At 31.5% G+C, this 20,140-nt stretch carries 14 protein-coding genes; 11 read left to right on the forward strand and 3 right to left on the reverse strand.

Features of this window, described 5'->3' with window-relative positions:
• Positions 1–11: 11 nt before the first annotated feature.
• Positions 12–584 carry a MarC family protein gene (locus PQF96_RS15090; protein ID WP_109435791.1) on the reverse strand — a complete coding sequence of 191 codons (573 nt, stop codon included), beginning with the start codon at positions 582–584 and terminating at the stop codon, positions 12–14.
• A 114-nt stretch (positions 585–698) separates the two neighbouring features.
• On the opposite strand from PQF96_RS15090, the gene PQF96_RS15095 reads away from it, so the two are divergent.
• From PQF96_RS15095 to PQF96_RS15105, 3 genes are all read left to right on the forward strand, one after another.
• The gene (locus tag PQF96_RS15095; protein WP_109435790.1) at positions 699–1,268 is read left to right on the forward strand and encodes a DUF3109 family protein; all 570 of its coding nucleotides are present in this window, start codon (positions 699–701) and stop codon (positions 1,266–1,268) included.
• Positions 1,269–1,493: 225 nt separating this feature from the next.
• A complete protein-coding gene (locus PQF96_RS15100) occupies positions 1,494–2,162 on the forward strand; it encodes a hypothetical protein (protein WP_271767187.1) in 669 nt (222 codons plus the stop codon).
• 97 nt (positions 2,163–2,259) lie between these two features.
• On the forward strand, positions 2,260–5,016 hold the full coding sequence (locus tag PQF96_RS15105; RefSeq protein WP_271767188.1) for a CHAT domain-containing protein: 2,757 nt from the start codon (positions 2,260–2,262) through the stop codon (positions 5,014–5,016).
• Here PQF96_RS15105 and PQF96_RS15110 read toward each other — a convergent pair.
• Both PQF96_RS15110 and PQF96_RS15115 read right to left on the reverse strand, forming a co-directional pair.
• Positions 5,002–5,745 carry a tetratricopeptide repeat protein gene (locus PQF96_RS15110; RefSeq protein ID WP_271767191.1) on the reverse strand — a complete coding sequence of 248 codons (744 nt, stop codon included), beginning with the start codon at positions 5,743–5,745 and terminating at the stop codon, positions 5,002–5,004. The two genes, PQF96_RS15105 and PQF96_RS15110, sit on opposite strands and share 15 nt — an antisense overlap.
• The gene (locus tag PQF96_RS15115; RefSeq protein ID WP_143916713.1) at positions 5,742–6,293 is read right to left on the reverse strand and encodes an RNA polymerase sigma factor; all 552 of its coding nucleotides are present in this window, start codon (positions 6,291–6,293) and stop codon (positions 5,742–5,744) included. The genes PQF96_RS15110 and PQF96_RS15115 overlap by 4 nt, the downstream gene beginning before the upstream one ends.
• 267 nt (positions 6,294–6,560) lie before the next feature.
• Here PQF96_RS15115 and PQF96_RS15120 point away from each other — a divergent pair, with 267 nt between their 5' ends.
• The 8 genes from PQF96_RS15120 to PQF96_RS15155 all read left to right on the forward strand — a co-directional run bounded on the left by PQF96_RS15120 (position 6,561) and on the right by PQF96_RS15155 (position 20,093).
• On the forward strand, positions 6,561–7,667 hold the full coding sequence (locus tag PQF96_RS15120) for a Mur ligase family protein (protein ID WP_271767193.1): 1,107 nt from the start codon (positions 6,561–6,563) through the stop codon (positions 7,665–7,667).
• A complete protein-coding gene (locus PQF96_RS15125) occupies positions 7,664–8,695 on the forward strand; it encodes a hypothetical protein (RefSeq protein WP_271767195.1) in 1,032 nt (343 codons plus the stop codon). Before PQF96_RS15120 ends, PQF96_RS15125 begins: the two co-directional genes overlap by 4 nt.
• An 18-nt stretch (positions 8,696–8,713) precedes the next feature.
• Positions 8,714–9,778, forward strand: a complete 1,065-nt coding sequence (locus tag PQF96_RS15130; RefSeq protein ID WP_271767196.1) for a tail fiber domain-containing protein — start codon at positions 8,714–8,716, stop codon at positions 9,776–9,778.
• A gap of 7 nt (positions 9,779–9,785) precedes the next feature.
• Positions 9,786–11,942, forward strand: coding sequence for a patatin-like phospholipase domain-containing protein (locus PQF96_RS15135; RefSeq protein ID WP_271767198.1), 2,157 nt, complete (start codon positions 9,786–9,788; stop codon positions 11,940–11,942).
• Between the two features lie 312 nt (positions 11,943–12,254).
• Positions 12,255–14,255 carry a thiol-activated cytolysin family protein gene (locus PQF96_RS15140; protein WP_271767200.1) on the forward strand — a complete coding sequence of 667 codons (2,001 nt, stop codon included), beginning with the start codon at positions 12,255–12,257 and terminating at the stop codon, positions 14,253–14,255.
• Between the two features lie 660 nt (positions 14,256–14,915).
• Positions 14,916–15,893: a ribonucleotide-diphosphate reductase subunit beta gene (locus PQF96_RS15145; protein WP_109435920.1), complete on the forward strand. Its 978-nt coding sequence runs from the start codon at positions 14,916–14,918 to the stop codon at positions 15,891–15,893.
• Positions 15,894–16,196: 303 nt separating this feature from the next.
• Complete coding sequence (locus PQF96_RS15150; protein WP_109435780.1) at positions 16,197–18,668, forward strand: ribonucleoside-diphosphate reductase subunit alpha; 2,472 nt, start codon at positions 16,197–16,199, stop codon at positions 18,666–18,668.
• Positions 18,669–18,749: 81 nt separating this feature from the next.
• Positions 18,750–20,093 (forward strand): deoxyguanosinetriphosphate triphosphohydrolase, encoded by a 1,344-nt coding sequence (locus PQF96_RS15155; RefSeq protein ID WP_271767641.1) that lies wholly within the window; start codon positions 18,750–18,752, stop codon positions 20,091–20,093.
• Positions 20,094–20,140: the final 47 nt, after the last annotated feature.

Genomic DNA, 20,140 nt, shown 5'->3' on the forward strand with positions numbered 1-20,140 from the left:
GTTGTATTTGTTTAAAAAAGTCCTTGAATATTAGTTGCAAATAATTTAACAGCGATTGCAAGTAAAATTACTCCAAATATTTTCCGAACTACGTTTATTCCTTGCTTTCCTAAAACTTTTTCTATCCTACCAGAGGATTTTAGAACAATGTACACAAAGATAATATTGATTACGATGGCTATTATAATATTAATAGTATGATATTCTGCTCGTAAAGATAAAATAGATGTCATAGTACCAGCTCCGGCAATTAGAGGAAAAGCCAAAGGAACAACAGCTGCAGTTTCTGGAGCATCATCTTTATATAATTGTATTCCTAGTATCATTTCTATAGCAAGAAAAAATATAATAAAAGCTCCTGCAACAGCAAAAGAATTTACATCTATACCGATTAAGCCTAAAATTTCTTTACCTACAAACAAAAATAGGATCATCAATATAGCAGCTACTACCGATGCTTTTTCGCTTTGAATATGCCCTACCTTTTTACGTAAGTCAATAATAATAGGGATACTTCCAATAATATCGATAACCGCAAATAAAATCATACTTGCAGTTAATATCTCTTTAAGGTTAAAGTTCATAAGAAAATGATTTCAAAAATTTGTGCAAATGTAAATAGACTTTATTTAATAAAGGTATTACAAAAAGGTGAATAAATTGTAAAAATTCTCTGGCATAAGAATTATCTTAGCCGCATGTTTCAATTAGGAAAAACCATAGTTTCTGAAGATATTATAGAGAAGGATTTTGTATGTAATCTTTCTGCATGTAAAGGAGCCTGTTGTATAGATGGAGAAGCAGGAGCACCTCTGGAAGAATCTGAAATTGATAAGCTTAAAGAGGTATATCCAATAGTCAAATCCTATCTAAGAAAAGAAGGTATCGAGGCTATCGAACGTCAAGGAACTCATGTTAAAACTGCCGACGGAGAGTTAGAAACACCACTGATTGATGGTGCAGATTGTGCATACGTGATTTTTGATGAAAAAGGTACTGCAATGTGCGCTATAGAAGAGGCGTATAACCAAGGAGAAGTAGATTGGAAAAAACCAGTATCTTGTCATTTATATCCCGTACGTGTTCAAGAATATACAGAGTTTTCTGCTGTGAATTATCATAAATGGGAAATCTGTGATGATGCTTGTACCTTAGGTAAAGAATTTCAGGTGCCTATCTACAAATTTGTAAAAGAAGCCTTAATTAGAAAGTTTGGCGAAGACTGGTATATAGAACTTGAAAATGTAGCCAAAAATTTGAAGAAATAGTTTTTGTATTATAGCATCAGAATGTATTAGAAATAAAAAAGGGGTTTTTTGCCCCTTATTTTTTTGTGTGATAAATTTTACATTCGTGCATCTCATATTAGTGAGTTTATTGGATAAAGAATAGTATCCATGTTAAGAGGATTAAAATTATTATGCCAAGTGTTAACCTTTACAGGTTTTATACACTAAAAAAGAAATGGGATACTAATTAAATACATCACACAAATGAAAAATTACACTTTTTTTACAACACTAATACTAACGGTATTACTGCTTGCTTGTTCGCAAAACGATAATGAATTTCAAACTACAGAATTTAGTATCGTATCAAAACATACACAAAATAATATTTATGTAACCAAAGGAGAGTATATAAAAACATTAGAACGAGATAAAAATAAATGTAAGGATAGTGTTTTGTCTTTTAATGAAGAATTATTAAGCTATAAAGTTAAAGGAGCTGTATCTGATACGATGTATTGCGAATCAAAATTTAATGAAAAAATAGAGTGGTTGCAATATGAAATTGAAAAAGCAAGAGTATATGAGTACATAGAAGAGTTTATTGGCTTTAATTCTATTGACGATGATGATACTCCTTGCCCAGAATTTAATTGCCCTATACAGTATTATATAGGAGATCATTTTATTTTCTTAGAGAATCATAATGGTTTTAAAGGAGAGATACTAGATAAAAATGGAGAACTCCTAGGTATTTTTACTGAGTTAGAACCTTTTATGGATAGTGAGTTTTTTATGTCTAGATTCCATCTTAAAAGAGAAATAGAAACCAAAATAGAAGTTGATTTGAGATTTGCATTTAAATCTGAAAGTGAATTGAATCAAATAAATATATCTGATGTTGTGTTGATTCCTTCATATGAAGAGAATTGAATACGTTAACTCTATGAGAAATAGTTGGAAAATTAGCTTTTTGTTATTTCTATGTTATATCAATTTAGCCATTAGCCAAAGTAGTACTATTAAACAGGTGAAAGAATTTGATTCCCTTTATAGCAAAGGGGTCAAATTTTTATATCAAGACAAAGATAGTCTAGAATATTATTTAGAAAAAAGCTTCGAAATAGCTAATAAAAATGACAATTTACCTCATAAATTAAAGGTGTTGTTTAAACTGATTTCTAATGCAAACTATCATTTTGATTTGTACGGAATATCAAGAAATTTAAAAAGAACAGATTCAATCTTCAAAAACGATCCATTATTTGAGTGTCTCGACAAAAAGGAAAACTATAAAATTGATTTACTATTTAAAAAAGGAGTTTATAATTATAAATTGAAAAATTATACAAGCTCACAATATCAATTTAAGAAATTAATACATGTAGCAGATTCTTTAGGATCAAATAAATTTTCAAAAAAGATATTTAATGCAAATATATATCTTGCTTCTATTTATAAAAACCTAGGAAAACATGCCATCGCAAGAGAATTCTATCAAAAGAATTTGAATAATGGCAGTGAGAGTGCAAATGCAGGGATGAAAATGTACATTGCAGCACTATATTTAAATGAAAAGAAATATGATAAATCTATTGTATTTGCAAAACAAGCATTGGACTTTTATGTTCAAAAATATGAGATAGAGGGTCAAAAAAGATTTAAAAACACAATTATTTCAATTCAAAAAATACTAACTAAAGATTACATTGCAAAGAGAGAGTTAGATAGTGCATTAATCATTTTGAATCAAAGTAATAAGTTCTATATAGAAAACGATCCATTTCAAAGAACATCCAATCAATTCTATGGAAATATTTATTTACAGAAAAAAGATTTTTTAAAAGCTAAGTCTTTTTATGATGAATATCTCTTTCAGACAAAAAAATATTATCATCATAAAAAACATCAGGACATTGCTGAGGCTTATGTTAATCTTGGAAATCTTTTATTTGCCAAAAAATTACCACATAAAGCTCTCGAACACTATCAAATTGCCTTAACACAACTAGCTCCTGAATTTCAGGACAAAAATTTCAAGAGTTCTCCTAATGTTGACTATGTTTTATCAAAACAAGTTTTGATAAAAGTTTTATTTTCAAAACTAAAGGCATTAAAAGAAGTGTATCTAAAAGAAGGAGAGATAGAATATCTAAGGCAAGCTAATACTACTTCTTATAAAATCATAGAAACTTTGGATCAAATGAAGCCAGAGTTTGAAAACCTTTTAGATAAAGAGTTGTTGATTAATAATATTTATCCTGCTTTTCATTTAATGACAGAAATTGCTTTCGATCTTCATCAAATAACCCAAAAACAGGACTACATAAACGATGCATTTTATTTCTCAGAGAAAAGTAAAAGTATATATCTTATAGAAGCAATACGAAAAACAAATGCAAGAAATTTTGGTGGTGTTCCGGATAAAATAATTCAGAAAGAAAAAATTTATCAAACCCAATTAAATTCGCTTGAAAAAGTAGTATATAAAACGAGAGATAGTGTATCCAAAAAAAATAGTTTGTCTAGGCTTTATCAACTTCGAAAAACATACTATGATTTTATAAAAAAAATTGAAAATGAATACCCAAAATATTACAAGCTAAAATATAATTCTAAAGTAGTTTCCTTAGATGAGGTAAAAGGAGAAATATTAAAAAAAAATCAAGGAATGATGAGTTATTTTTTATCTCAGAATGATGTATATATCATTTCTGTATCAAGAGATAATTCAAGGTTTTTTAGATTTCCTATAGATGGTTCTAAAAAAGACAACATACAAAACTGGAATAAAGAGATTGTGTCATATAATTATAATAGTCAATTCAATAATGAAGAACTATCACTGCCCATCTTTAAAGATTTTGTAGAAAAAGCACTTCCCGAAGAAACAAATTCATTACTAATTATTCCAGATGGAATTTTTCAATATATACCTTTTGGAGCTTTGTCAAAATCAAATAAACAAGGAGATTATCTCATTTTTGATTTTTCAATTAGTTATGCCAATTCTGTAACTTTATACAAAGAACAGCAACAAAAACAGTTTAAAAATACTCGAAAGATGGCAGTGTTTGCTCCTGTTTTTACAGGAGAAGAATCAAAAGGACAATTATTATATAATACAAATGAAGCTCATCAAATATCTAACTACTTTCGAGGCGAGGTGTTTATAGATCAAGAAGCTTCTCTAAGTACATTTAAAAATACATCAAGTCAGTATGATATATTACATTTGGCGACTCATGGCTTTTTTGATGATGTTAATCCTGACTATTCCTATTTGGCATTTTCTAGTAAAAATATCGAGGATGATGAGAACAGTAAGCTTTATGTAAAAGATTTATATGCATATGATATTAGTACAGAGTTAGTCACGCTTAGTGCTTGTGAAACCGGTTATGGTAAAATTATGAAAGGGGAGGGGATGTTAAGTCTGGCAAGAGGGTTTTATTATGCTGGAGCATCCTCATTGACCACAACACTGTGGAAAGTTGATGATAGGACAACTTCAGTTTTAATGAAATATTATTATGAAGCTCTTGATCAAGGTAATGCTAAAGATGTAGCTATGGCTGTAGCAAAAAGAAAATATTTAGAAAATACTGAAGACGAGTCAATGAAACATCCCTTTTTCTGGGGTGGATTTAAAGTTAGTGGTGCTATACATCCTATAGCTACAAAGAATAGAAATAGATTATTGGTAATTGGAGTATCATTTTGCGTAATTCTGCTTTTGTTTTTAAGAATTAGAAAATCAAAATTTCAAAACTCAAAGGTTGTTTAGCCCTTTTAAAAGCTCTTTTGCCTTTTTGTAGTTGTATTTTTTATCCCGTATAATCTCTTTTAAATAAGACTTAGATTGTGGGTAGTTTTTTGTTTTTAGATGGGACAAAGCAAGATACCAGACTGATTTTTCCTTTAAGCTGTCATCTGTGGTCAGATGTTTTTCTAGTAATGGAATAGCTTCTTGTACACGATTTAATTTCATCAAAGCATTAGCTTTATAGAATAGATAATATGGTTCTTGATGTTTTTGGTATAATTTATCAAATAATTCACTGGCAACATCATATTGACCACGTTCATAAGCTTCAAAAGCTAGTGTTTTTTGATCTTTTTCTTGTATACCCCTAATTAAAGGGTGTACCACATTTTGATAAGGTTGGAAGTAAGATGCGTATAGATCTTCACCGGCAATAGTACTGTTTTGTAATGCGAACCAAACTCCACATCCTATTAGAATAGCAATAGAAGCAGCTGCAATCCAAATTTTTGCGACACCAAATTTTTTGGATGTTTTTTTGGGATTAGTATATTCTTCTTCGAGGTTTTCAAATAGTGATTTAATTTCTGATTCTTCCTCTTTTTTTAAGGCGAGTTGTACATCAGTTTGAAAATAAACTTCTTTTTCAAACTCAGGATCTTCTTTTATAAATTGATCAAATAATTTAGCCTCTTCCGTAGAAAGGGTACCCTCAAAATATTTTATGATTAATGTTTCTTTATCCATCATATGTTGGGGTTAATTAATTGTTTCAGGGATTTTAAACATCTTGATTTTTGACTTTTTACTACATTTTTATTTTCATATTGTTCAGCAATCATAATCTCTTCTATACTATAACCTTGGCTGTAGAATAATACTAAAACCTTTTTGCATTTAGCACTTATTTTTTTCAAAGCTTGTTGTACTAATTGTTGCTGTTTATTTGTTTCTGTTGTTTCATATGATAACAATTGTCCCGTTTCTTCATTTTCAAAAAAACTTTGATCTTCTACCTTTATCATTTTTTTAGAAGCTCTTAATTTCTTATAAATCATGAATTTCCCTATTCCAAATAAATATGTCTTAATACTACTATTCTGTCCAACTATTTTTCCTTGAATGGCATTTTCTCGCAGTACAATAATTGCGTCTTGATACACATCTACTACATCTTCGGTTGCAATATCATAACGCTTTGCAAAATGTAAGAAAGCATCACGATACTCTTGATATATGGTTTTTAACGTTTGGGAGTCTCCCTTTTTTAGTAAAATTAGTATTTGTTCTTCAATCATTAATGTAGAAGGAATGGTAAAGGTTAACAAAAAACTAATATAAGAATTCTTAAAAACAATGTTAACCTTTTAAAAATGGATAAAGAACATAATATAATAAAGGATGAAGCTAAGAGATCATAATTATGATTCTAACATCATATTGATTTAATCTTTCCAGAAATTATTATGACTAAAAAAAAGGTAGATAATTTTTTCTAAAAAAATAAGATCCTGATGTGTTAACCTTTGAATCTTCTTTGACACTAAACTAAAAACAAAGGAGAAATGATTATTGGGGTTACAGGAACAAATGGAAAAACATCTACGCTTTATTTCTTAGAGCAGTTATATAAAAATGTCCATAAAAATATTTACACCTATGGTTCCAGAGGATTTTGGAAAAATCAGGAACGCATCGATAGATTAGGACAAAATGATCCTTTAGCATTGTTGTTAGAAGAAGCTAGGTTTAATACTCCGAACTGCGATATCTATTTTGAAGCTCATAGCCCTTTTCTTAAGAATGGTTTGTATGATGATATTGAGCTTGATATTGCTGTTCTTACTGAGATATCTAATTATGAACATACTGAGTATCATGATAATTATGAGGAATATAAACAAACCAAATTAACACTATTTTCAAAGCATCTTAAAGAGAATGGTGTCGCAATTACAAATCATAAATATTTAGCATCTGTAAAAGAACATACGAATTGTGTTGTGTTGACTTTTGGATCAGAATCAGAAGCTCATTGTTGGTATGAAATTGAAAAGAATAATAAAGATGGGGTGTATTTCTCTCTTAATTATAAAGGTTATAAATTTTCAGAGATATGCATCCCCTCAGCAGTGTTTATTCCTAATTTTTGCGCTGCAATTCTTTGTGCTGATAGTTCGGGGATATCTATAAAATCAGCAATTGGAATTTCAAAAAGATTCTCACTTCCCCGCGGAAGACATCATCGTATTAAAAAATATGATAAAGACATCATAATTGATTTTGCGCATAACCCAGGAGGTCTTTTGTGCTTACTTAAAGATATACAGCTAAAGTCATATGCTTCTGTTTGGACTGTGTTTGGTTGTGGCGGAGATAGATCAAAAACCAAACGGCCATTGATGGGTAAGATTGCAAAACGTTACAGTGATGTTGTTATTATTACAGAAGACCAATCCAGAAGTGAATCTACAACTTCTATTCTAGATCAAATAGCGCAAGAAGATTCTAGTCTTATCAAAATTCGGGAACGAGAGAAAGCAATTAAGTATGCTGTTTATAATGCCCCTAAAGGAGCTGTCATTTTAGTTCTTGGGATGGGAGATGATACCTATGTATTTGAAGGAGTTGAAATAAGCGATTATCAATTAGTTAAAAATATTAGTATATGAATTCGGCGACATCTATAAGGCAATTATTTACCAGTTTTTACAATAAAAAAATAGCATTTAGACAATGGTTAAATCCATTTTATAAGAATAGAGATTTTATTTCATTACAAAATTGGATGATCTCTTGTCAAGCTCCTCACAAACTAACAAAAAGTGCAGAGTTTCCTGCCAAAATTGATCCAGAATGGGGAGATAATAGTCAAGGAGCGGCTCATGATGATCAATATTGGTATTTTACTAATCGACATAATCTTTTTAAAATACCTCTAACTACTAAAATTACTTCCAAAATAAAAAAGAGTAATAATGCGGGCATTCCTTCAAGGCTTTATCAAAATGGTAAAGGATACGATCACATGGGGGATATAGATATATATCAAAACAAGGTTTTTGTTCCCTTAGAAGGAAAACGCCCTCCAAAAATTGCTGTCCACGATTGCCAAACATTAAAATGCCTATATGATTATGATATCAAAAATGATGATCAACATGGTTTTCCCTGGTGTACAATTGACCCAAAGACTAAACGATTATTCACTAGTAATTTTGACTTTGATTCAAAAGAAGGGTTGTTTGTATATCAATTAGAAACCAAAGGTAAAGAGATTACAGGAGTTCATTTTTTGGATAGATTTCCACTTTTTGACTCCAATTTTCAAAACTTCAAATTAAAACGAATTCAGGGAGGGTGTTTTAGTCCAAATGGCAACCTCTATTTGTTGAGTGATAGTAGGGATGGTGATGCGGGGTTATTAGGTTTTGATATGTATACAGGAAGACAATTTGTATATAAAAAAATCATAAAAAGAACCAATTATATTCCTTTTCCAGGAGGAGCTATTTTTGAAGGTGACGAATTAGAAGGAATCACATATTGTAACCTCACTCCTGATCAAAACCCTATCGCATCGACTCCTGGGATTAACGGAAAACTACACGTTACCATGGTTGATAAAGACCTATTCACAGATAACTTTTATTTCAAGCATTTTGATGCTTCAGATTCAAATAAATCAAATTTTATATAAACCATAAATCAAATAAAAATGAAAAAAGCAGATGTTATTTTAACAGACAAAGAAGTACAAATTGAAGGCGATCTTCGAATTAAAAACGGAGAAGATTTAATTATTGAAAATACAAAAGGTAAAGCAACGGCTAAACTATCATCTAATGGGACCTTAACCCTTGGAGACTCAACAGCGCCTAGCCATAGTCACATTAGCCTTTATGGTAAAAGTGGCAGAACAATAATTAGTGATAGTTATATGCGTGTAAAAAGTGTTCATGCTAGTAAACTAAATGGTGTTGAAGGACAAATTAAAGATTTGGAAATTTTTGGATGGAAAAATGAAGAAATCATTCCTGGGAAGATAGTATTTAAAGGAAAATCAAATACAGACCTTCTTGTTATCGACCCTATAAAACAAGATATTATTTTCAAAGATGGTACTACATTAAAAGGAATCTTAGGACAATCAGGGGCGTCATCATCTGGCAATCAAACATCGAATGCAAATCAATTAGATGTAAAGAATATTCAGTTTAAAAATGGAAATGAACCTGCTCAATATTTATTTGAAAGCGGAACATCTAATCCTGACAAAATGGTACTTTCTCACTCCAAAAACTTCTCGAATTGGGGGTTAAGATATAGTGATAAGAAGGATAGTTTTCATTTTGATAGTAATGGAAAAGGAGTATTAAATGTCTTTTTAGGAAGTAAAAAAGTGGGTATCGGAGTAGAAAATCCAACACATGAGTTAGAAGTAAACGGATCAATAGCAGGGACGCAGGCTTATAAAACCTTATCAGATGTTGCGTTTAAAGAAAATGTAGAAAGTATAGTAAATCCAATTGAAGCTATTTCTTCTTTAAATGGAGTAACCTATGATTGGAATGAAAAGGCAAAGCAAACCAAAAATGTAGAGCACAAAAAACAATATGGCTTTATCGCTCAGGAGGTCGAAAAAATAGTACCAGAACTTGCATCAACCGACACGAATGGAGAAAAGTCTTTAAACTACCAGGGTATTTTGCCTATTCTGGTAGAGGCTATAAAAGAACAGCAACAAATGATAAATGAGTTACAATCTAAAATCATAAAATAAAAGAGCTATGGGGTTTTTACAAAATATAGGAGGAGCACTAATAGAAGGTGCAAAAAATGTTTATGATGTTGGTCTTGAGGTTACAGGAAAGATAGGGACATATCTTGATAATTCTATTCGATTTTTTGGAAATCTTATAGGCCCTAAAACCAAGGTTGCAATATATAAGACTAGTTCACGATTTAATTTTCCTGAGTTGGATGAATCAGAGATTATAAATCGACCAAATGTTGGATTAGCATTTAGTGGTGGGGGCACACGCTCAGCATCTTTATCGTTGGGGTACTTACAGGCAATACATAAAATGAAATTACAATCTAAAATAAGGTATACTGGTTCTATATCTGGAGGAAGTTGGGCGATAGTACCCTATACATATTTGCCAAAAGGTTTTAATGATACTCATTTTTTAGGAGCTTATACAGCACCAGAGCAGATGACAGCTAGACGCTTAGATACCATTAATAGTAGATCCGAAATGTTTGCTCATTGTATCGCAAATTCTAGACTTAATCATCGATTATTAAGTCAGTATTCAAAAGTGTTTGATGGAGCTGATGTCGATGAAACATTTAGTAATATTGTTGGAGATGTTTTTCTTAAGAAGTTTAGATTGAATAATAATAGACATACAACATGGAAAGACCGTGATATTACAAAACTTACCCGTAGAAATAACCATTTGAATCAACATGATTTTTATACTGTCGAAAAAAGTAGACCTTATATGTGTGTTAATGGTGCAATGAATCAAGATTATACAAAAATTACTAATGAAGGTATATTACCAGTAGTTAAAGACAACCATTTTACTTGGGAACACGTTGATTTTACTCCAAAATATAGTGGTATACATCGTCGTAAAAGAGGAAGTTTTAATTTTAATATTGGTGGTGGATATCTGGAAAATATAGGTTGGGATACGTATAGAAACCCTATAGATGGAAGACCGAATGATCAATGGGTAGAAACAAATATAGAAAATGATCATAGACGGTTAAGCCTTAAAGACATTATGGGTGTTTCGGGGTCGGCGCCAGGGTATTTATCTCATCTGGTAAATCATTATTCTTCCAACATTTTGAGTGCTTTACAAATATTCCCAAAATTTAAAACCTGGCCTGTATCTCCATTTGATCCAGCCTTAACCGTTGATAGAGCATATGGTGATGGAGGATATACAGATAATTATGGGATTATTCCTCTTTTAAAAAGAAGAGTACGCTCTATCGTTGTTTTTATTAATACAGATGAACCATTAAAAAATGATACTAGATTTCCTTTTGGAATTAAAGCAGATAGTTTTTTATTACAGTTGTTTGGGCATGATGTTTCTCGAATTACCAATGGAGAAAATGATTTGACTTCACCTTCTAATTTCTTAGGCCGACATGGTATTGGTAAGGTTTTTAACCAAAGATCATATAAAGCTACGATTGAAGGGTTACATAAAACCCACCTTTTATCCAATCGAACGCATGGTGGTAATGATATTCCTGACGAAATCAACAATGAAAATATTAATGGATTTGATTTAAGGGGAGTTGCTTATAAAAATAAAGATTTTTATGGACTAATCCCTGGTATAACCTATCATGAACAAGAATACGAAGTCTTGAACAATGCATTTTATGGGATAAGAGGAGGTTTCAAAACAAGGATTTTATGGGTTTATAATGATAGCTCTAAAGTATATGAGAATGCATTGAAATCTGAAGTAAGAAGAAAATTAGCATCTAATTTTCCGTTTATTAAAACATTTCTTCAAAATGCACATACTCCTAATTTTAATAAAAAGCCATGGGATGAAAAAATTGAAACGCTAGAAGAGTTTTTTGAACGTATTTTCAACGAGTTGTCAAAGACAGTTAATAGTATAGAAGCAATAGACCTTGAAAACAGCCAGGTAAATTCTTTGTCCAATATAGCTGCATGGCGATTATTGAGGTTGCAGAAAGTACTTAAAAATGTTTTTGACAGTGCTACAAATGTTAGTTTAAAAGAAATGGGATCTGTTGTTAAACCACAAGAAATGTCATTAAGAGTGATACAGCAAAATATTAAACAACAAGCTCGTCAGAAAAGGATAAGAGCATTAAGTAGTTCAGTGTCTAAAATGAGTTATGCAGGAGAAATTACCAAGAGATTAGCGGTTAAATTTTAATGAGAAAAAGAGAAAGATATTAATAGATCGTTGTGCATTTAGATGTTTTTTATATCAAAATCATTTGGTTATATCGTAGAAATTAAGTTGAAGCCTTCTTCATATTCATGTTTCTGAATGCTAAAAAGGTATTCATAATCTCTTTGTAAGAATTCATAATCAAATAGTAGATTACCCCCTTTTTTTAATCTTTATCTATAAACACCTACTATAATTTTTATAGTGGGTGTTTACTTTTTTAAACTGGTTACACTAAACCATGAATCATGTCCATAAAGGACAATAAGAATTAATGAAAATAAAAGTAAAACCATGAAAAATTTAAAAAGCGTATCAAAAAAACTAAAATCATCTTGGACGGGAAATTGGAAAACCACCTACGGAATTTTAAAGCTCACTCAAAACGGAAATAAAGTTACTGGTGATTATGCAAATGTTGGTAAGATAGAAGGAACAATTTCGGGGGATCAACTAAAAGGAATATTTACTAATAAGTCAAAAAAAGGGAGTTTTTCTTTTTCTTTAGAAGGTAATGAATTTACAGGTGTTTGGGGTTGGGGTAATGATTTGTCAGCAGGTACTTGGTCTGGTGTAAAAGATATTAATGGTAAAACCAATTTTGAGAATACACCGATAAATAACACCATTCCCTCAAAACGAAAAAATATATCGATTACAAAAGGTTCTGGTAATGATAAAGTAGTGTTGTCAATGCACGAAGAAGGAGAAGTTTCTGATCACCAAAAAGAGACCAGTAGCAAAAAGGTGAATAGAGATTGTGTGACAAAAACATATGAAATGGATGTCAATACTAGTGAAATTGATTTTGTAACGATGAATCAAAATGCAGATTGGTTAAAACCAGGAAATCTATTAGATGCAGAATCTACACTTAGAGGAAGTTATGCTTCAACTTCACATAAAAGAACTCCTATTAATATTACCATTACTACTTCTAGAAAAAGAATAAAAGTTAGTGATCCTACACCAACTAATTTGTCCACAAAAGTAACAGAGCTAGTCGATGGATTAAATAAAAATAAAGCCAATGGTGCGGCAATTAAATATACAGTAAATAAAATTGATTCAGAAAAGGATCTTTCTATAAAATTAACGGGATACTATAAAGATTTATCGGGTATCGAAGCTAGTTTAGGATTTAATTTTAGTAAAAAACAAAATAGAAATTATATAATGGTAGATTTTACACAGATCTACTATTCTATTTTTACAGATCCTTTAAGCAGTAATGTATTTGTTGATTCTAGTCTAAATAATACCTTGGGAGATTATGTATATATCAGTAATGTGATTTATGGACGAAGAGCTATTCTTATGATGGATACAAATTATTCTGAAGCCGAGATACAAGCAGCACTTAATGTTGATTATGATAATAAAGCTACGCAGGGAGGTGGTAGTGCTAATTTTGATATGAAAAAAATCATGAGAGAATCTACAGCTAAAGTATTAATTTATGGAGGTGATGCTAGAGATGCTGTAAAATCTATTACAAACTCAGATATGCTAAGAGGGTTTAAAAACTATATAGAAGGCTCTTTTAATGCGGCAGGAACAGGATATGGAAAACCGATAGGATACAATCTTCGTTTTGCTAATGATAATTCACTTTGTGCTATTAGAAGTGTGTTTAAGCAAACAATTACAGAGTGCAAGCCCGTTTCAGAAAGAGCATATTTAAAATTAATTATAAAAAGTATAAAATGCTTAGCAAGCGATGATCGTGATAATGTAGATGATTATATTATTACAGCCACTGCACAAGCTAAAAACAGAGATAATAATGCGATTGTAATTGATCATTCAGATTTTGTATATCGAAATAGTGATCATAACAAATTGTTTAACAAAAATAATCGTATTACAACATTAGTAACATCTAGAGAAAACAGGCAGATTCATATCAGAGAAAATAGAACTATTAATATCAATAATTCTGTTACTTATAAGATAGAAAGAGATTTATTAAAATCAGACGCTTCTATAGATTTGAAAGTAAATGTAACAGAGCGTAGTGGAAATAAAAGAATTGCGTTAGGTAGAAACGAAGTAAGAAGAATTCATGTTGGTGAAGCGTTAAAGTATTTATCTGGAGTAAGTGATAAAGGTGATTATGGGAAGCCTATTGTTGTAAAAGGAGATATCAATGGAGATTATATGAATTTGGCTGGGGGATATACTATTATGAAAGAAACAGGAAGTAGTCAAAACAGAAGCTTAGAAGGGTATTTTTGGATGGGTAATATAAAAAGAAAATTAGCAATTTTCTTTGGATTAGATATCGTGCAATAATGTTATGCTATGTGTTTGTTTTAATTAAAAATAGAAAAACATAGAGTATAAGTAATAGAGCGATTGAATCGTAATATAAATTACGATTCAATCGTTTTTTTATATCTTATTTAAGGTATGCAACATCGTTTATTACAATAATACATGTTGAAATAACAATAAATGATCAAATACTGATTAAAGAAAATCTAGACTACTTAATAAATGAAAATTAGTAAGAGTATGTTGCAAAAAAAATTAATCGTTAAATTCATCGCTTTTTGAATGGAATTAGCACTTTTTTTATTTAAAAAACATCTAAAAATCTATTTTTTATTGTTAAAATAATCACTTTTTTCAACTACGGTTTTACCGTAAATTGATGCTTTTTTGACTTTTTGATTTTCTGTTAATAAAACTCGGTCAGCAAGTGAAAAATAAGAGTTTTTTAAGAATAAAACTCAGATTATGTGCGTTTTTGTGAAAAATGTAAGCAATTGATTTTTAATTGATTAAATGATGTTTTGTAAAGAATCATTTTATTCCAAAATCACTTCGTGTTGAAAACTTTGTTGAAAACGTTTGTTAACTTTTAGTAGAACTTTTGAGGTATTTCTTGATCTTTGTTATTCCCTAAGAAAAAGAAAAATCTCAAGAAAAAAACAGCTAAAAAAAATTAGAATGAGTGTAGTAGAACCTATTTTGCAAGAAAACAAAGATCGATTCGTGATTTTCCCGATTCAACATCATGATATTTGGGAATGGTATAAGAAGTCGGAAGCTAGTTTTTGGACAGCAGAAGAGATTGATTTACACCAGGACATTACAGATTGGGCAACCAAGCTTAATGAAGATGAACAATATTTTATTAAACATATTTTAGCATTTTTTGCTGCATCTGACGGAATTGTAAACGAAAACCTGGCAGAGAATTTTGTAAATGAAGTACAATATAGTGAAGCAAAATTTTTCTACGGATTTCAAATCATGATGGAAAATATTCATTCTGAAACGTATTCCCTGCTAATTGATACTTATGTAAAGGATGAGAAAGAAAAGGATATGTTGTTTAATGCAATCGAAAATTTTCCTGCGATTAAGAAAAAGGCAGACTGGGCATTACAATGGATAGAATCAGATTCTTTTGCAGAACGCCTTATTGCTTTTGCAGCTGTAGAAGGAATATTCTTTTCGGGAGCATTTTGTTCTATATTTTGGTTGAAGAAACGTGGACTAATGCCAGGACTTACTTTTTCTAATGAATTGATTTCAAGAGATGAAGGAGTTCATTGTGATTTTGCAGTCCACCTTCATAATAAACACCTGGTAAATAAAGTACCAAAAGAAAGAATTCGAGAAATTATTGTAGATGCACTTAATATAGAAAGAGAATTTATAACAGAATCTCTTCCGGTAAGCTTGATCGGAATGAATGCAAAATTGATGACTCAATATTTGGAATTTGTTACAGACAGGCTATTAGTAGAATTAGAATGTGAAAAAGAATACGGAACCGCAAATCCATTCGATTTTATGGATATGATCTCGTTACAAGGAAAAACTAATTTCTTCGAAAAACGAGTTTCAGAATATCAAAAAGCCGGAGTGCTTAATAAAGATAACGAAGACAATAAAATAAGTTTTGATGCAGACTTTTAATTTCTAAAAATCTCTCAAAATAATAATATATTCATTCTGAGCTAGTCAAAAACATTTCTTCTGTTTATTCAGATTAGCTCAGTTTGATACAGCTTTATAAAAGCTTACAAACAAAAAAGGGCGAGTCATATTTATTGTATTTTACTTGTAAATTACTCTTATTTTTAGAATAAAGAGGTTTATTCTGACTATCTGATTTTGAGTAAAATACGATACTATTTTGACTTTCGAAATGTAAAATTAGGAACACAAAATTATCATCAACTTCCTTGTGAAAGGAAAAATTAAAAACCAAAAAAGCGTATGTATGTAGTAAAAAGAGATGGGCGTAAAGAACCAATTATGTTCGACAAGATTACCGCGAGGGTAAGAAAATTATGTTATGGACTTAATCCGTTAGTTGATCCTGTAAAGGTTGCAATGAGGGTGATAGAAGGACTATATGATGGAGTAACGACTAGTGAGTTGGATAATCTTGCAGCAGAAATAGCTGCGACAATGACCATAACGCATCCTGACTATGCAAAACTTGCAGCTCGTATCTCTGTTTCTAATTTACATAAAAATACAAAAAAGACATTTTCTGAAGTGGTTACAGATCTTTATGAATATGTAAACCCCAGAACAGGAAAAAAAGCACCATTAATAGCAGACGATGTATATGATGTAATTATAGCTAATAAAGAAAAATTAGACTCTACTATTATTTACAATCGCGATTTTGGTTATGATTATTTTGGTTTTAAAACATTAGAACGTTCTTACTTACTAAAGATTAATGGTAAGATTGCAGAACGTCCACAACATATGCTTATGAGGGTATCTATTGGGATTCATCCTAATGACCTAGATGCGGCTATTGAGACATATGAATTGATGTCGAAAAAATATTTTACACACGCTACGCCTACACTGTTTAATTCGGGAACACCAAAACCACAGATGTCTTCTTGTTTCCTATTGACAATGAAAGATGATAGTATTGATGGTATTTACGATACATTAAAACAAACAGCTAAGATTTCACAATCTGCAGGGGGAATTGGATTATCTATACATAATGTACGTGCTACAGGATCATACATTGCAGGAACTAATGGTACTTCTAATGGTATTGTACCTATGCTTAGAGTATATAATGATACTGCTCGTTACGTAGATCAAGGTGGAGGAAAGCGTAAAGGTTCTTTTGCTATATATGTAGAGCCTTGGCATGCCGATATTTTTGATTTCCTGGATCTTAAAAAGAACCATGGTAAAGAAGAAATGCGTGCACGTGATTTATTCTATGCAATGTGGGTACCAGATTTATTTATGAAACGAGTACAGGATGATGCAGAATGGACATTAATGTGTCCTAATGAATGTCCTGGTTTATTTGATATTCATAGCGATGAGTTTGAAGAGGCTTACCTTCGTTTTGAAGCAGAAGGAAAAGGGCGAAGAACAATAAAAGCGCGTGAACTCTGGGAGAAGATTTTAGAATCTCAGATCGAAACAGGGACACCATATATGTTGTATAAAGATGCAGCAAACCGTAAGTCTAATCAACAGAATCTGGGTACTATTCGTTCATCTAATTTATGTACGGAGATACTGGAGTACACAAGCCCTGATGAAGTAGCAGTATGTAATTTGGCATCTATTGCATTACCAATGTTTGTGAAGAATGGGGAGTTTGATCACAAAGAACTTTATAAAATTACCAAACGTGTGACCAAAAACCTGAATAGGGTGATTGATCGTAACTATTACCCGGTAAAAGAAGCAGAAAATTCTAATATGCGTCACCGCCCGATTGGGTTAGGAGTGCAAGGATTGGCTGATGCATTTATCCAGTTACGTTTACCGTTTACCAGTGATGAAGCTAAAAAATTAAATCAGGAGATTTTTGAAACACTATATTTTGCTGCAGTAACAGCATCTATGGAAGAAGCAAAAGCTGATGGGCCATATCAAAGTTATGAAGGATCTCCAATTTCTAAAGGAGATTTCCAATACAATCTATGGGGGATAAAAGATGAAGAATTAAGTGGTCGTTGGGACTGGGCAAAATTACGTAAGCAAGTGCTTAAAAACGGAGTACGTAACTCTTTATTAGTAGCTCCAATGCCTACAGCATCTACTTCTCAGATCTTAGGAAATAATGAGGCTTTTGAGCCATATACAAGTAATATCTATACCAGACGTGTGTTATCTGGAGAGTTTATTGTAGTAAATAAACACTTATTAGAAGATCTGGTAAAATTAGGATTATGGAATGATGAGCTTAAGGATGCTATCATGCGTGCAAATGGATCAATACAAAATATAGATATTATTCCGCAGGATCTAAAAGAATTATATAAAACTGTTTGGGAGATGAGTATGAAAGATATTATCGATATGTCTCGTCATAGAGGATATTTTATCGATCAGTCTCAATCACTAAACTTATTCTTAGAAGGGGCTACTATGGCCAAGTTAACTTCAATGCATTTTTATGCATGGAAAAGTGGATTAAAAACAGGAATGTACTACCTAAGAACAAAATCTGCAGTAGATGCAATTAAGTTTACACTTAAAAAAGAAACTAAAGAGGCTCCTAAGCCAGAGCAAGTAGCTGTGGCTGCTGCACAAGTAATGGAAGCACAAGCGGCAACCAAAGCTGAGCCAAAACAAGAAATAGAAGCAGTTCCTGTAGAAGGAACGGCGCTTACTCCAGAAGAACTTCGTGCAATTATTGCACAATCCAAAGAAGGCGAAGGAGACGATTGTTTAATGTGTGGGTCTTAGACCTAGATTTATATAGGGCAAAAGGGAAGTTTTCTTAGGATGCTTCCCTTTTTTGTATATTCGAATTTTCTTAGAAATATGATGAATTGGGAAGAACTTCTGTCGTTAAAAAGACAAGGGGATAAAAATAAAAGATTACGTAAAGAGCAGGATGAAACACGATTAGGTTTTGAGGTAGATTATGATCGCATTATCTTCTCTTCTGCCTTTAGGAGTTTACAAGATAAGACACAGGTTATTCCTTTGTCCAAGACTAGTTTTGTGCATACGAGACTGACGCATAGTTTAGAGGTGTCTGTAGTAGGGCGTTCTTTGGGTAGAGTAGTGGGAAAGAAAATTTTAGAAAAACATCCGCATCTTTCTGCAATCCATGGATATCAATTTAATGATTTTGGAGCCATTGTTGCGGCGGCGGCTTTAGCTCATGATATTGGAAATCCACCTTTTGGGCATTCTGGAGAAAAAGCTATAGGAGAGTATTTTAAAACAGGAAGTGGTAATCGATATAAAGATCAGCTCACGCCAAAGCAGTACCAGGATCTGATTGATTTTGAAGGTAATGCAAACGGTTTTAAAATTCTTACAGAATCCAGAGAAGGAATTGAAGGAGGTCTTAGATTATCTTATGCCACCTTGGGTGCATTTATGAAGTATCCTAAAGAATCACTACCTATAAAACCGACAAAACATATTGCGCATAAAAAATTTGGGTATTTTCAGAATGAAAAAGCCTTCTTTGAGGAGGTGGCTGAAGAAGTGGGATTGTTAAAACATAGTATAGGAAAAGAAGTTACTTATAGCCGTCATCCATTAACTTTTCTGGTAGAAGCAGCCGATGATATTTGCTATACAATCATTGATTTTGAAGATGGGATAAATCTGGGATTAATAGAAGAGGAATATGCATTAGAATATTTGATTAAACTAGTAAAGGATACAATTAATACTTCAAAATATAATAAACTGGCAACTACTGCTGATCGTTTGAGCTATTTAAGAGCTTTAGCAATTAATACTTTAATAGGAGAGGCTGCAACTATCTTTATTCAAAATGAAGAAGCAATACTGTCTGGAGATTTTGATGCAGCATTAATAGATAAAAGCAAATATGAAGCTCAAATTAACGACATTATCAAGATCAGTATTGCCAAAATTTATCAAAGCCAGGAAGTCACAGAGAAAGAGATTGCAGGATATGAAATTCTTGCAACACTTTTAGACCGATATTGTGTGGCTACAGATAATTTTAATGAGAGTAAGAGTTCAAACTATGATCAACTTATTCTTAGGGCAGAAGGAGAGAATTTTGATTATACAAATACCGATTTATATACACGGCTGATAGGAATCAGTAACTATGTAGCAAGCCTCACAGATGGTAATGCATTATTGAAATTTCAAAAGATTAGAGGGTTAAAAATATAACATCTATCAAATAATAGATGTTATATTTTGTCAAAAGAACCAAGAGA

Source organism: Aquimarina algiphila (assembly GCF_947494415.1).
Classification (GTDB): domain Bacteria; phylum Bacteroidota; class Bacteroidia; order Flavobacteriales; family Flavobacteriaceae; genus Aquimarina; species Aquimarina algiphila.